This is a genomic window from Micromonospora sp. NPDC005291 (assembly GCF_040607415.1).
In the GTDB taxonomy this organism is placed as follows: domain Bacteria; phylum Actinomycetota; class Actinomycetes; order Mycobacteriales; family Micromonosporaceae; genus Micromonospora.
In genome coordinates, this window is record NZ_JBEXGR010000002.1 from 142,538 (window position 1) to 156,215 (window position 13,678).

The 13,678-nt window shown below is 70.3% G+C and carries 10 protein-coding genes; 4 read left to right on the forward strand and 6 right to left on the reverse strand.

Going from position 1 to position 13,678, the window contains the following annotated elements; all coding sequences use genetic code 11:
• Positions 1 to 170: 170 nt before the first annotated feature.
• Positions 171 to 779 carry a hypothetical protein gene (locus ABZT18_RS02925; RefSeq protein ID WP_354992082.1) on the forward strand — a complete coding sequence of 203 codons (609 nt, stop codon included), beginning with the start codon at positions 171 to 173 and terminating at the stop codon, positions 777 to 779.
• The gene (locus ABZT18_RS02930; protein WP_354992083.1) at positions 776 to 3,130 is read left to right on the forward strand and encodes a VWD domain-containing protein; all 2,355 of its coding nucleotides are present in this window, start codon (positions 776 to 778) and stop codon (positions 3,128 to 3,130) included. The genes ABZT18_RS02925 and ABZT18_RS02930 overlap by 4 nt, the downstream gene beginning before the upstream one ends.
• 126 nt (positions 3,131 to 3,256) lie before the next feature.
• Here the strand turns inward: ABZT18_RS02930 and ABZT18_RS02935 are convergent, their stop codons facing one another.
• The gene (locus tag ABZT18_RS02935; protein WP_354992084.1) at positions 3,257 to 5,317 is read right to left on the reverse strand and encodes a cellulose binding domain-containing protein; all 2,061 of its coding nucleotides are present in this window, start codon (positions 5,315 to 5,317) and stop codon (positions 3,257 to 3,259) included.
• Positions 5,318 to 5,601: 284 nt separating this feature from the next.
• On the reverse strand, positions 5,602 to 6,519 hold the full coding sequence (locus tag ABZT18_RS02940; protein WP_354992085.1) for a zinc-binding dehydrogenase: 918 nt from the start codon (positions 6,517 to 6,519) through the stop codon (positions 5,602 to 5,604).
• A 211-nt stretch (positions 6,520 to 6,730) separates the two neighbouring features.
• On the opposite strand from ABZT18_RS02940, the gene ABZT18_RS02945 reads away from it, so the two are divergent.
• Complete coding sequence (locus ABZT18_RS02945; RefSeq protein ID WP_354992086.1) at positions 6,731 to 7,438, forward strand: ElyC/SanA/YdcF family protein; 708 nt, start codon at positions 6,731 to 6,733, stop codon at positions 7,436 to 7,438.
• Positions 7,439 to 7,445: 7 nt separating this feature from the next.
• Here the strand turns inward: ABZT18_RS02945 and ABZT18_RS02950 are convergent, their stop codons facing one another.
• Genes ABZT18_RS02950 through ABZT18_RS02965 form a run of 4 tightly spaced genes read right to left on the reverse strand, consistent with a single transcriptional unit; the run spans position 7,446 to position 11,726 of the window.
• Positions 7,446 to 8,492 (reverse strand): LacI family DNA-binding transcriptional regulator, encoded by a 1,047-nt coding sequence (locus tag ABZT18_RS02950; protein WP_354992087.1) that lies wholly within the window; start codon positions 8,490 to 8,492, stop codon positions 7,446 to 7,448.
• A 54-nt stretch (positions 8,493 to 8,546) separates the two neighbouring features.
• Positions 8,547 to 9,383: a carbohydrate ABC transporter permease gene (locus tag ABZT18_RS02955; RefSeq protein WP_354992088.1), complete on the reverse strand. Its 837-nt coding sequence runs from the start codon at positions 9,381 to 9,383 to the stop codon at positions 8,547 to 8,549.
• Entirely contained in the window at positions 9,380 to 10,378 is a 999-nt protein-coding gene (locus tag ABZT18_RS02960) for a sugar ABC transporter permease (protein ID WP_354992089.1), read from the reverse strand. The genes ABZT18_RS02955 and ABZT18_RS02960 overlap by 4 nt, the downstream gene beginning before the upstream one ends.
• A 52-nt stretch (positions 10,379 to 10,430) precedes the next feature.
• Complete coding sequence (locus tag ABZT18_RS02965; RefSeq protein WP_354992090.1) at positions 10,431 to 11,726, reverse strand: extracellular solute-binding protein; 1,296 nt, start codon at positions 11,724 to 11,726, stop codon at positions 10,431 to 10,433.
• A 250-nt stretch (positions 11,727 to 11,976) separates the two neighbouring features.
• On the opposite strand from ABZT18_RS02965, the gene ABZT18_RS02970 reads away from it, so the two are divergent.
• Complete coding sequence (locus tag ABZT18_RS02970) at positions 11,977 to 13,602, forward strand: glycoside hydrolase family 43 protein (RefSeq protein WP_354992091.1); 1,626 nt, start codon at positions 11,977 to 11,979, stop codon at positions 13,600 to 13,602.
• Positions 13,603 to 13,678 lie beyond the last annotated feature (76 nt).

Below are 13,678 nucleotides of genomic sequence, written 5' to 3' on the forward strand. Positions count from 1 at the left end.
GCAGAGCGCGAGCCGGCAGCGCGAGCCGGCAACGCAGTCGATCGGCTGCCCCTCGGGTCGGCTTGTGGACATCCTCCGGGCCGGATCACGACAGCGTTCACGACGCCCGGCGACGAGGCTGGCCGGGACCGCTGGCGGTGGGCGCCGGCTGCCGGAGGAGGCGCGCGACCATGGGCGTACCCCGGGCAGGGTCGGTGGGTCGGGGGGCGCTCGCTGGCGGCCTCGCCCTGCTACTGATGGCCACGACGGTCGCGTGCCGCCGGTCGCGTCCCGCGCCGGCCCCCGCCGTCGCCGCCTCGGTCGGTCTCACCGTCGCCGCGTCGCAGCCGGCGTACCGGGTGGGTGAGCAGGTCAGCCTCCGGCTCAAGCTGGTCAACAACCGCGACGCCGAGTGCCGGCTGAGCCGGGTGCCGGACGGCGCGGTGACGGTGCTGTCGCTGACCCGCGACGACGCGGCGGTGGCACCCACCGTCGGTGGCGCCGCCTACTACCGGGACTTCAGCGCGTACCTCATCGAGAACCTGGTCCGGGTGCCGCCGCGCGGGTCGGTGGAGCTGACCCTCGGCAGTGACCCGCAGAGCCCGGTCGGTGCGGCGCTGACCACGTCCGCGCCGGACGGGCGTGGCGGCGCGACCGTGACCTGGTGGCCGGTGGACCAACCGGGGGCGTACCGGCTGGTGCTGGGTTACCTGCGGGCGCCGCTGCGGGGGGTGCCGGCGGACGCCTGCGCCGCGACGGCCGAGCAGGGCACGGTGGCGTTCGAGGTGAAGGGCGGATGACCGGTATGCGCATCCGGATACGGCTGGGTCTCGTGCTGGTGGGCGTGCTGGTGTTGCTCGCCCCCCGGGCGGCGTCCGCCGTGGTCAGCGTCAACCCCGAGCTGCAAACGGTGTACGCGGGCTGCGTCGGAAAGATCCGCGGCTCCGGCAACGGCGCCGTGCTCGACGCGCTGCAAGGCTCCGGCAAGCAGATCAAAGTGCGCAAACCCATCTTCGGTACGGAGAGCAGCACCACGACGTACGTCCCGGGCAGCGACGTGCAGATCAACTGGTGGCCGGAGAACGATGGGCGGGCACTGTCGGAGGAGGGTGCGGGCTTCACCGAGGACCGCTGCGCCACCCTCATCCACGAGATGAACCACGCCCTCGACGAGGCGAACGACACCGATCGGGGCCAGTTCTGCACCCAGGGGGGTCAGTTCGCCAGCGAGGTGGACCCCGCCGAGGTGCACGCGGTGCTGGCGGAGAACGCGTACCGCAAGGCCGTTGGGTTGCCCACGCGCACGACGTACAGCGGAATGAAACTGCCGTCGAACGGCAAGGACTGTGACAAGCCCAGGCCGCGCCCGCCCGGCGGTGGTGGTTGTTCGATCTCGGTGGTCGGCAAGGGTTACCGCTGCGCGAACAGCAACGGCGACCCGCACCTGCTCACCTTCGACGGTCTCCGGTACGACTTTCAGGCCGCCGGGGAGTTCGTGCTGACCCGCTCGACCACGGACGACTTCGAGGTCCAGGTACGACAGACGATGTTCCCGGCCAGCTCGGTGGTGGCCGTCAACTCCGCCGTGGCGGCACGGGTGGCCGGCGACCGGGTCGGCGTGTACGCGACACCCGACGGCCCGGTGACCCGGGTGAACGGCGCCCCGCCGGTGTCCGCGCCCGCCGGGGTGAAGCTGCCCCGCGGCGGCACCGTCACCACCTGGGACGACGGCACGGTGACCGTGGACTGGCCGGACGGCGCTCGGTTGACCGTGGATCCCGTCGGTGTGTGGGGGTTGAGCGTGAGCGTCAGCGCGCCGACCGGACGGGCCGGGACGCTGGAGGGCCTGCTCGGCGACCACGACGGTGACCCCGCTGACGACCTGACCGTCCGCTCTGGCGGCAGGTTGGCTCAGCCGCCGACGTTCGAGGCGCTGTACCCCGGCTTCGCCGACAGTTGGCGGGTCGAGGCTCAGCGGTCGCTGTTCGACTACGAGCCGGGGCAGGACACCGACTCGTTCACCGACCGGAAGTTCCCCGACCGGCTGCTCACCGTCGGCGACCTGCCCAACCGGGCCACCGCCGAACTCGTCTGCCGGCGGGCCGGCGTCACCGATCCGCAGATCCTCGCCGACTGTGTGCTCGACGTCGGTCTCACCGGGCAGGTGGCGTTCGCCGAGGACGCCGCCCGGGCGCAGCGCGAGGCTCCCGCCGCGGGCGACGCCGACCTGGAGGTGACCCGGGCCGGTGCCACCGCCGCGCTGAAGGTGCCCGGCCGGGCCGGTCAGAAGATCTTCGTGGAAGTACCGGCTGCCACCGTTGCGGATCGCTGCGGCGTGCTGTTGTTGCTCGACCCGCAGGGCCGTCAACTGGCGACCGGCTGCGTCATCTCCGGTGTCGGCTTCATCGACACGACCACGTTGGCCGTCACCGGCGACCACCAGGTGGTGCTCGACCCGTGGGACGCCGACCTCGGCCGGGCGACGGTGCGGGTCGTCACGGTGACCGACGAGGACAGGACGCTCACGGTGGACGGGCCCGCGGTCCGGGCGACGCTCGCCCAGCCGGGGGCGGTCAGCCGCCTGGCGTTCGACGGGCGGGCCGGCCAGAAGGTCTTCCTCCAGGTCACCGGCGCGACCCTGCCGGATCGGTGCAACGTGCTGCGCCTGCTCGACCCGGCCGGCGAGCAGGCGGCTACCGGCTGCGTGATCGGCGGCCAGGGGCACGTCGACGGGTTCGTCCTGCCAGCCACCGGCCGGTACGTCCTGGAGATCGACGGGACCTCCACCGACACCGGCTGGGCCGACGTGCGGCTCCGCGACGCCCGGGACGAGCAGGCTGACACCGTCGCCGATGGGCGGACCAGCACGTTGACCGTCAGCCGGCCGGGAGCCGTGAGCCGTCTACGGTTTCCCGCCGACGCCGGCCGGCGCCTCACCGTCGAGGTGACCAGCGCCAGCCTTCCCGACCGGTGCGCGATCCTGATCGTGGCCGGCCCGGACGGCGACCAACTGGGCAGTGGCTGCGTCATCGGCGGCACGGGGCGGTTCGAGATGGGCCCCCTGCCCAGGAGCGGCACGTACACCCTCGTGCTCGACCCGTGGGCGGACGAGACCGGGTCGGCGACGGTCAGCGTCCGCCAGGTCGGCTGACCGTGCGGCTCGGCTGACCGTGCGGCTGCGCTGGTCGTGCGGCTGCGCTGGTCGTGCGGCTGCGCTGGTCGTGTGACCGTGCGGGCCGGCTGGCCCGAGGAACGGGCCAGCCGGACCACAGCGGCGTCAGCCGGTGGTGCAGACGGTGCCGTTCAGGGCGAACGCGGTGGGCAGCACGTTCGGGCCGCTGTACGCGCCGACGAAGCCGGCGCTCACGCTGCGGCCGGCGGCGATCTGCCGGTTGTCATCGGTGGGGGTGACCCGCACGGCGGTGCCGACCTGTTCCCAGGTGGCGCTCCAGCCGCTGCTGACCTGCTGCCAGCCGGTGGGCCAGGTCCAGGTGAGGGTCCAGCCGTTGATCGGCCTCGTCCCGTTGTTGGTGATCTCGACGCCGCCGATGTAGCCGTTGCCCCAGTCGCTGTTGGTGGTGAAGCGGACGGTGCACGCGCTGGCGGCCGGGCCACCGGTGGCGAAGGTGAGCGGCGGTGAGGACCAGGACACCCGGCCGGCGGTGTCCCGGGCCAGCACGTTGACGGTGTACCTGCTGCCCGGCACGAGGTTGCCGACCGTGAACGAGGTGGTCGTCGTCTCGCCGAACTGCTCGCTGACCGCACCGTTCTGCCGGTACACCTCGTACTTGGCGATCGGGCTCCCGCCCGGGGTGGCGGCCGGCCAGGAGATCGTCGCGGTGCGGTCGGTGACGCCGTTGGCGGTGGGCTGGCCCGGCGCCGAGGGACGCCCGGCGGTTGCGCCGGATGGGCGCAACACGAGCGTGGTCAACGAGTATGCCGGCAGCGTCCGACTTGTCGCGGAGCCGGACTGGCTGGTGGCGATGCCGGTGGCGCCGTTGGTGAGGGTGGACACCGTCGGCGCGGCGGCCGACGGGGTGAACCCGGCGTAGTCGATGGTCACCGGGTGCGCGGCGGCCGGATCCTTGTTCACCAGGAGCACCGCGAGGTCCCCGTTGCCCCGACGGACGGCGTGCGCGGTGACCAGCGGCTCATCGGTGCCGGCGCGGACGAACTGGTCGCCGGCCTTGGCGAACAGCTTCATCATGGTCAGCCCGTGGTACGGGGCGAACGGCGTGTTCAGCGGCGGCTCGCACACCGAGCCGTCCTCGGTGCAGGTGCCGCTGGAGAGCATGCCGAAGTCGCCGTAGTCGGTCTGGCCCGCCACCTCCGACACGGTGCCGAGCCCGTTGTGCACGTTCCACCACTGGACGGTGAAAACGCCGCTCTCCAGCAGCCCGCTGTAGACGTCGGCCAGGAAGAGCGCCGCCGGCTGGGTGGTCCGGCCCGCGTCGACGTTCAGCTCGGTGAAGCTGATGCCGATGCGGTCGGCGTTCGCGCCGGCGTACCGACTGAGTTGCTGCCGCAGCAGGTAGGTGGCGTCCGGGAGATGGTTGACACGGGCCAGCGACTCGGCGGCGGTGCCACCCGGGTACCAGTGCACGTCCACAAAGTCGATCTTCGGGCCGGCGATGGAGAGCACGGTCTGGTTCCACGGGCCAGGATCGCTGCCGGCGGTGATCCCGTCCGGCCAGTTGCCGGGCATCGTCAGCACCGCGCCGACCTTGATGCTCGGGTCGACCGCCTTCATCGCGTCGGCGTACTCGACGACCAGCCGCGCGTACTGGCTCGCGCTCTTGTCCGGGTGATCGTCCGCCTCCCACGCCGACCCGTAGTGCCCGTTGCCGTAGTTCTCGTTACCAACCGTCCAGTACCGCGCGCCGTAGCCCTTCGTCACGTTGGCGTACCGCACCCAGTCGGCGGCCTCGGCCGGCGTGCCGGTGCCGTAGTTCGCAATGATCATCGGTTGCGCGCCGACCCGCCGGACCCCGGCCATGAAGGTGTCGAAATCGGTATTGGGGGCGACGTAACCGCCGGGCGCGGTGTGGTCCTTCCAGTGGTAGATGTCGGCGTACGAGCCGCCGGGGTAGCGCATCATCTGCACACCGGCGTCACGCAGCAGGTCGGATGTCTCGGTGGTGCCCAGGTTCGTGTCCCAGATGGCGTGGTTGACGCCAAGCGCGGTGTCGGGCACGGTCGCCATTCCCGCGCGGGCGTTGACGGTCACCGTGACCGGATCGGGTGCGGCGCTGGCGGTCGGGGGGTTGACGCCGGAGAGTGCGGTCGCGGCGAGCAGCAGGCTCGCCAGGAGTGCCGCGCGGCTTTTCGGTTTACGCATGAGCTGGGTTCCTTCACGCAGATGAGTCGCCCAGCCGGTCGGGGTGCGGCGCGGCGGTGGGCGGACTCGTGGACGGATGGCTCTCGTTGGTCCATCACTCGTGTCACCGTCCCCCGGAGTCCGTGTTGGATCCCGGCTGCCCATTGGACGGTCGTCAGCCCCGCGCGCGCGGCATGTCATCGACGGCCAAGAATGTCACGGTCGGAACGACATTCTCAAGGGGTACGCCACGCCACCCGGGACACGTGTGTCCGGCGTGTGCGGAATGACCCGTCGACAACGGGTCAGGGAATCAGCAGCCCCTTGCCCGGGATTGAGCGGGCTTCCATCGCACGGTGAGCTTCGGCTGCGGCGGACAACGGATACTCACGTGCGATCACCGGACGCATCCGCCCTTCCGCGGCGCTTGCCAGGGCCTTACTCGCGAGCCGCACCATCTCCGGCGCCTCGAACTGCACATCGGTGATGCCCCGCAGCACGATGCCGCGGGCCTTCACGGCCTGTTCGTCCACTCTGGCAAAGTCGCCACTCGCCGCTCCGTGGGTCGACACGTGCGCACCGTCCGCAACCAGGTGGAAGGCTTCGGTGCCGAGATCGCCTCCGACGCCGTCCAGCAGCACATCGACTGGCAGACCGCCAAAGGCGTCGCGTACGGAGTCGGTCCATCCGTCCTCGGCGTAGTCCACGGCGGCGTCGGCGCCCAACTGTCGTACCAGCGCGAGCTTGGCCTTACCCCGCGCCGCCCCCACGACCTGTGCACCGAGGGAATGTGCGAGTTGGACCAGCAGCGTTCCCATGCCGCCCGCGGCTCCCAGGATCAGCACTCGGTCGCCGGGCTTGACGCTGGCGTGCTCGATGATCCCGGTGCCGGTCACGCCGTCGTGTGCAAGACCCGCCGCCTCCCGCAGATCCAGTCGTTCTGGGACCGGCACCAGCCGGTCGACACCAGCGCGGACCAACTCGGCGTAGGAGCCGTGCGTCCCGGGGCCGGCGACGACCCGGCGGCCGAGCCAGGACGGCGAGACGCCCGGACCGGTGGAGACCACCGTTCCGGCAGCTGCGCCGCCCGGTACATACGGCGGGACGACTCCGAACACCGTGCCCCAGCCACTGCGGATCTGGGTCTCCAGGTAGATGGTGTCGATTGCCTCGGCCCGTACGACGACCTCCCCTTCTCCGGCTCGCGGGTCTGGCAGGTCCACCGGGACCAGAACCTCAGGACCCCCATACTCGGAAACCTGTATCGCACGCACGCGTCTGCCCCCAACTCAGCCGTGGCCCAGCGTTCGGGCCTGCCGTGATACCTGGTGTCGGCGACGCTACGACGTGAACGTTGGTTGAAGTCAAGTGTGGAGACGATGATGATCCACCCCGGACCGGTCGTCGGGAGCGCGGCCGGAATAGTCTCGCGGGATGCGGGGACGACTCGGTGCGGCCAGGCGATGGTACGGCGGGTGCCGGCGGTTCGTCCGCTACACGCTCCTCGCGCTGGTGACTGGTGCGGTGGTGCTCACCGGCGGCACGGTGGCCAGCGTGTCGTGGGTCCGTGGCGCGGCCGACGGCCACCTCTACAGCGAGGCTGACGTGCCGAACGCGCCGGTCGCCCTGGTGCTGGGGACCAAGGTGAACGCGGACGGCAGCCCGTCACCGTTCCTCGCCGCCCGGCTGGAGATCGCGCGACGGCTCTTCGTGGCCGGCAAGGTGCGGGCGATCCTGGTTTCCGGCGACAACATGAACGCGGACTACGACGAGCCCACCGCGATGCTGAGCTGGCTCGTCGACCGGGGCGTGCCGGCGCGGAAGGTGGTGCTCGACTACGCCGGTTTCGACACGTACGACTCGTGCGCGCGGGCTGAGCGGATCTTCGGAGTGCGGCGCGCGACGGTCGTGACCCAGTCGTTTCACCTCCCCCGCGCCGTGGCACTGTGCAGGCGCCTCGGCATCGACGCCAGCGGGGTGGGTGACGAGACCGCGAGGCGCTACGCCCAGACGTGGCGGGTCAGCTCGTCCCGCGAGAACGGTGCCTGCCTGAAGGCGGCGCTGGACCTGCTCTCCGGTCGGGACCCGGCGCACCTCGGCCGCCGGGAGACGGGCGTCGACGACGCTCTCCGTGACGCGTGAACGGCGGTCACGACCGTGGCCGCCCAGGCGGCGACGGTCGCGATGGTGGTGCGGCGCTGTCGCGGACGATGAGCTCGGTGGCGAGCTCGACCCGAGGGCTTTCGGTCTTCTCGCCGCCAGCGAGGCGCAGCACGGTGCGTGCGGCCAGCATGCCCATCTCGGCCAGGGGTTGACGAACGGTGGTCAGCGGCGGGGAGCACCACCGGACCTCGGGCAGGTCGTCGAAGCCGACCACGCTGATGTCGTCAGGCACCCGTAGGCCACGCTTGCGAACCGCCTCGTAGACGCCGAGTGCCATCTGGTCGCTGGAGGCGAAGATGGCGGTGGGCGGGTCGGCCAGGCCCAGCAGCTGCGTACCCGCGGTGAAGCCGGACTCGTGGTAGAAGTTGCCAGGGCGGATGAGGGTGTCGTCGACGGGGATGTCGGCGGCGCCGAGGGCGGCCCGGTAGCCGTCCATCCGCGCCCGGCTGCACATCAGGTGCGGCGGCCCGGCGATAAAGCCGATGCGGCGGTGGCCGAGGCTGATCAAGTACTGGTTGGCGCTCAGGCTGCCAGCCCAGTTGGTGGCCCCGATGGTGGGTGACTCCTGCGGGTCGACCCCGGCGGGGTCGATGATGACCACCGGCAGGTGGAGTCGGCGCAGCTCGGCCTGCAACGGTGGGTTCACCATCGAGGTCACGAAGATGACGCCCTCGGTGGAACGGGTGAGCATGTTGTCGAGCCACTGCTTGGCCGAGGAGATGCGCCAGTGGATAGCCGACACGACGGTGCCGACGCCGCTGGTCTGGCCGACGTCCTCCACCCCGCGGATGATCTCCACGGCCCACGGGCTGTCCAGGTCGTTGAAGACCAGATCGATGAGGGCGGCGTCGGTACGACGCGCCGGTGACCGGCGGCGGTAGCCGTGCCGGTTGAGCAGCGCCTCGACGCGTTCCCTGGTGTCGGGGGCGACGTCGGAGCGGCCGTTGATGACCCGGGAGACCGTGGGCACGGAGACACCGGCCAGCCGCGCGATCATGGCGATGGTGACGTTTCGGCCGTTCTCCGAGCCCACGGTCAGCCCCTTCGTCTGGCTGGAAGCTTCAGGTTTGCTCGCAGTGGTACGGGGTCATCCCTTGACGCTGCCGGTCAGGCCACCGATGAGCTGGCGTTCGGCCACGGCGTAGAAACCCAGGGCGGGAAGCATGGACAGCACGACGTAGGCGAGCACCCGTGCGGTGTCGTCGGCGTACTGGCCCTGGAAGGCCTGGACCCCGACAGGGAGGGTCCACCAGCTCTGGTCGCTGAAGACGACCAGCGGCAGCATGAAGTTGTTCCAGCTGGTCACGATCGCCAGTACGGAGACGGTGGCCAGGGCGGGACGGGCCATCGGCAGCAGGACCCGCCAGAAGAACCCGAAGGAGCCGCACCCGTCGAGGACCGCGGCCTCCTCGACCTCAGCGGGGATGGTTCGGAAGAACTGCCGCAGGATGATGATGGTGATCGGCAGCCCGAAGGCGGCCTGGGGCAGGATGACGCCGAGCGGGTTGTCCAGCAGACCCACGCTCCGCAGCAGGACGAACAACGGCAGGATGGCCACCGCGAACGGAAACATCAAGCCGATCGCGAACAGGGTGACCAGGAACTCGCGGCCCCGGAACGCGTAGCGCGCGAAGACGAACGCCGCCATCGCCGCTGAGCCGACGACGATGAGGGTGCTGCTCAGGGCGATGAGCAGACTGTTGCCGAGCTGCCGCCAGAACGTCCCGGTGCCCAGGATGTCGAGGTAGTTCGGCACCCAGGGGTCGGGCCAGCCCAGCGGGTTGGTGGACAGCTGTCCGTTGTCCTTGAAGCCGCCGAGCACCCCGAACCAGACCGGTACGACGATCAGCGCGCCGACGGCGATGCAGACGAGGTGCAGGACGACGCTGCGGGTCCGCTGGGCGCGGTTCACCGTGCCGCTCATCGCTGGCCTCCCTGGTTGGTGATCGCGCCCGCGGTGTCACGGCGCAGAACGATGCGCTGGTAGAACAGTGCGAAGACGAGGCTCAGCAGGAACATGATGATGCTGATCGCGCTGGCGTAGCCGACCTCGAAGCGCCGGAAGCCGTACTGGTACATCGTGACGGCCAGGGTCTCCGAGGAGTGGACCGGGCCGCCGCCGGTGAGCACCCAGACCATGTCGAACAGTTGGATGGTGCCGATGACCGACAGGAACACGCTGATGCGGATCGTCGGCCCGAGCAGAGGCAGCGTGACGTGCCGGAACGCCTGCCAGGCGGTGGCGCCGTCGGTGACCGCAGCCTCGGACAGCTCCTTGGGGATGCCCTGGCGAGCGGCCAGGAACAGCATCATGTAGAGGCCGAAGTACTTCCAGGACACCACCAGGAAGACGGCGAACAGCACGGTGTCCGGGTCAGCGAAGATCGTGCCCGCGTCGGCGCCCAACCACCGGGCGACCCCCTCGCCCAGGCCCCGGTTGGGTGAGAACACCAGCGTGAACAGGACGGCCGTGGTGACCTCGGAGAGGACGTACGGTGCGAAGAAGATCAGCCGGTAGACGGCCCGGCCGCGCAGCGGCTGGTTGAGGAGCATGGCCAGGGCCAGCGCGGCGGGCAGCTGCACGGCCAGGGACAGCACCACCAGCAGGAGCCCGCGCCACAGGTCACCGCGGAAGGTCGGGTCGCTGAAGGCACGGGTGTAGTTGTCCAACCCGACGAAGTTCTCCGGCAGCCCGAAGCCGTTCCACTTGTAGAAGCTGGCATAGCCGGCCACCACGATGGGGGCGACGACCAGCAGCAGGAACAGCGCCAGGGCCGGCGCCAGAAAGACAGCGAGGACGCTGCCCCGGCCGGGCCGGGGCTGGCGGCCGCGCTGTCGCGCGGTGCCCGGCCCCGGTGCCGGCGGGTCGGTCGCCGTGTCGCCGCGCCTGATGTCCGACACGGTCGATGGCCTGGTCATGCCTGCTCCACTCGGGTTCTACGGCCGGCTACGGATGGATGGGTGGTCATGATCAGACGGTCTTTGCCACCTGCGTGATGTCCTTGACGATCGCCGCGGGCTGCTTGTTGCCGGCGATCAGTTCGGCCACGCTGTCGTTGATCTGCTGCCCGAGTGCCGGCGCGTACGCCTGGTCGAGGTAGAGCTGGAAGCCGGTGTTCTTGGCCAGGGTCTCCGCGACGACCTTGTTGTTGGCGTCGCTGATGGCCGAGGTGGCCTCCTTCACCGTGGGCAGCACCGCGCCAGTCTCGGCGGACCGGCGCTGGTTTGCGGCGCTGAGCAGGAACTTCAGGAAGTCGATGGTGGCCGCCGGCGCGTCCTTGCCGACGGCGAAACCGTTGCCGCCGCCGAAGACCTCGGTCGAGGAGCCCTTACCGCCGTCCACGGCGGGGAACGGGAAGAAGCCGAGCTTGTCGCCGAGGCCCTTCTTGCTGGTGGAGGCGGACGCCTGCACCGCCGGCGCCCACTGCCCCATCAGTTCCATGCCGGCCCGGCCGTTGCCCATGGTGGCGGCCTGGCCGTCGGGCGAGCCGAATTCCGCGCCGAGGAAGCCCTTCTGAAACGGCTGCAGGTCGACGAGTTCCTTGAGCCGTTCGCCAGCGGCGACGAGGTCGGGGGTGTCGAAGTTCTTGTCGTCGACGGCCTTCTGCAGCGCGTTGACCCCGCCGATGCGCATGGCCAGGTACGACCAGTAGAAGTGGGCCGGCCACTTGTCCTTGCCGGCCAGGGCGACCGGGGTGATCCCGGCGCTCTTGAGCTTGCGGACCGCGTCGAGCAGGCCGGCCCAGGTGGTGGGTGGGGTGGTGATGCCGGCGCGGGTGAAGAGATCCTTGTTGTACCAGAAGCCGACCATGCCGATGTCGAACGGGATGCCGTAGATCTTGCCGTCGATCGTGTACGGCTGCATGGCGGCGGGCAGGATGCCGTCGACCAACGATTTCACATCGTCGGTGAGGTCCTTGACCAGGCCCGCGTCGACCTGCTGCTTGAGCACGCCGCCGCCCCAGGACTGGAAGAGGTCAGGCGGGTCGCCGGCCTGGGTGGCGGTGGTGAGCTTGGCCTTGAACGCCTCGTTCTCCAGCGGCTGGATGGTGAGCGTGACGTTGCTGTGTGCGGTCTTGTACTCGTTGGCCATCGCCGCCCACACGGGCAGCATCGGTTCGGTGTTCTGGATGTGCCACCAGTTGATGGTCTGCGGGGCGTTCGGGTCGCTGGACTCCTCGTCGCCGCTGCAGGCGCTGAGCAGATAGGCGCCTGCGCCTGCGCCGGCGAGACCGAGCAGCGTTCGGCGGGAAAGGTGCGTCGTCATGATCCATCCCTTCGGGGACTCACGGGGTGCTCGGACGCCGGTCGAGCCGGCAATGGTGCGAACATGGATCTCCGGAACTTTCATTGCTTCGCCGGTATTACCGATCGATGGCCGGCACGCTACGAGCTGTTGCCGCAACGGTCAAGACCTCTGTCCTATTGCGAAAAGACCGGCTAGCGTAGTCAGGACTTCCGGTGATCCTGGACCGCAAGTTTCCGGAAGTTCCAGACCGCCGCCCAGAGGAGCCCCCGTGTCGACCGACATCGCTGACGTGGTGACCGCTGCCCGGTCGATCCGCAATCCCGTCCTCGCCGGGTTCCACCCGGATCCGTCGATCCTGCGCGTCGGCGATGACTACTACCTGGCCACCTCGACCTTCGAGTGGTATCCGGGTGTGCGTGTGCACCATTCGCGTGATCTCGTGAACTGGCGCACCCTGGGCGGGATCATCACCGACCGCCGCCTGCTCGACCTTCGCGGCTGTGGTGACTCCAACGGGGTGTGGGCGCCCGACCTGACGTACCAGGACGGCGAGTTCCACCTCGTCTACAGCGATGTGGCCAGCTTCGCCAGCGGCTACTGGGACCCGCAGAACTTCCTCGTCACCGCTCCCGACATCGCCGGGCCCTGGTCTGATCCGGTGAAACTGCACGGGCGCGGTTTCGACGCCGCGCTGTTCCACGACGACGACGGCACCAGTTGGCTGCTGAGCATGAGCGCCGACTGGCGACCCGGCCGGGACCGCTTCGGGGGCATCGAGATCCAGCAGTACGACCGGGCCGCGCGCCGTCTGGTCGGCCGGCCCCGCATCCTGTTCACCGGCACGCCGGTCGGGGTCACCGAGGGTCCGCACCTGTACCGCCACGACGGCTGGTACTGGCTGATCACCGCCGAGGGCGGCACCAGCTGGGAGCACCAGGTCACCGTGGCGCGGTCCCGGGAGTTGTTCGGGCCGTACGAGGTGGACCCGGACGGCCCACTGCTCAGCTCCGTCGGCCGGCCCGACCTGCGATTGCAGAAGGCCGGTCACGGCAGCCTGGTCCGCACCCCCGACGGCGGGTGGTACCTGGCCCATCTGGTCGGCCGCCCCTACTCGCCGCTGGGCAACTGTGTGCTGGGTCGGGAAACCGCGATCCAGCGCGTCGAGTGGCCGTCAGGTGGCTGGCCCCGGATCGCCGGAGGGGTGCCAGCAGAGGAGGTCGTCGCGCCCGACCTGCCCGCGCACCCGTGGCCGGCGGAGCCCGACACCGACCACTTCGACGCCCCCGAGCTGGGTCTGTGCTGGTCGACGCTACGCCGGCCGGCCACCGCGGACTGGATCGACCTGCACACCCGCCCGTCGCACCTGCGTGTCCACGGCGGGCAGTCACCGGTCGGTCGACAGGCCCCCAGCCTGGTCGGGCGACGCGTCGGCGCGACGCACTGCTCCCTGGAGACCGTGGTGGAGTTCGAGCCGGTCGACCACCGTCAGCTCGCCGGGATCACCGCCTACTACAACACCCTCAACTGGCACCACCTCTACCTGACCCGCGCCGACGACGGGCGGACGGTGCTGGAGCTGCTCAGCTCTGACAACGGGCGGCGCACCCCGTACCCCGATCTGACCGTCGACGTCAGTGGCGTCACCCGGGTCGGCCTGCGGGCCGTGTTCGACGGGCCGGTGGTGCGCTTCGACTACGACCTCGGCGCCGGTTGGCAGGGGCTCCCGGTCGACCTGGACGCGACCATCCTGTCCGACGAGCACGCCGCGCTGATCATCGACGGCGAGCCGGCGGCGTGGGGCTTCACCGGGGCGTTCCTCGGCCTGTGGGTGCAGGACCTCGGCGGCGACGGCGTGCACGCCGACTTCGACCTGGCCACCTACCGGGAGCACTGACACACGGGCGGCATCCGCGTCCCAGTCGGGTGCCGCCCGCCAACAACGGGATGAACAGGCTCCGTCGCGCCCTGCG

Bases quoted from the DNA above. Each gene is read 5' to 3' on its own strand.
- ABZT18_RS02955 (WP_354992088.1), bottom strand. From the start codon at position 9,383: ATGAGCGGCACGGTGAACCGCGCCCAGCGGACCCGCAGCGTCGTCCTG.
- ABZT18_RS02965 (WP_354992090.1), bottom strand. From the start codon at position 11,726: ATGACGACGCACCTTTCCCGCCGAACGCTGCTCGGTCTCGCCGGCGCA.
- ABZT18_RS02945 (WP_354992086.1), top strand. From the start codon at position 6,731: ATGCGGGGACGACTCGGTGCGGCCAGGCGATGGTACGGCGGGTGCCGG.
- ABZT18_RS02925 (WP_354992082.1), top strand. From the start codon at position 171: ATGGGCGTACCCCGGGCAGGGTCGGTGGGTCGGGGGGCGCTCGCTGGC.
- ABZT18_RS02935 (WP_354992084.1), bottom strand. From the start codon at position 5,317: ATGCGTAAACCGAAAAGCCGCGCGGCACTCCTGGCGAGCCTGCTGCTC.
- ABZT18_RS02930 (WP_354992083.1), top strand. From the start codon at position 776: ATGACCGGTATGCGCATCCGGATACGGCTGGGTCTCGTGCTGGTGGGC.
- ABZT18_RS02960 (WP_354992089.1), bottom strand. From the start codon at position 10,378: ATGACCAGGCCATCGACCGTGTCGGACATCAGGCGCGGCGACACGGCG.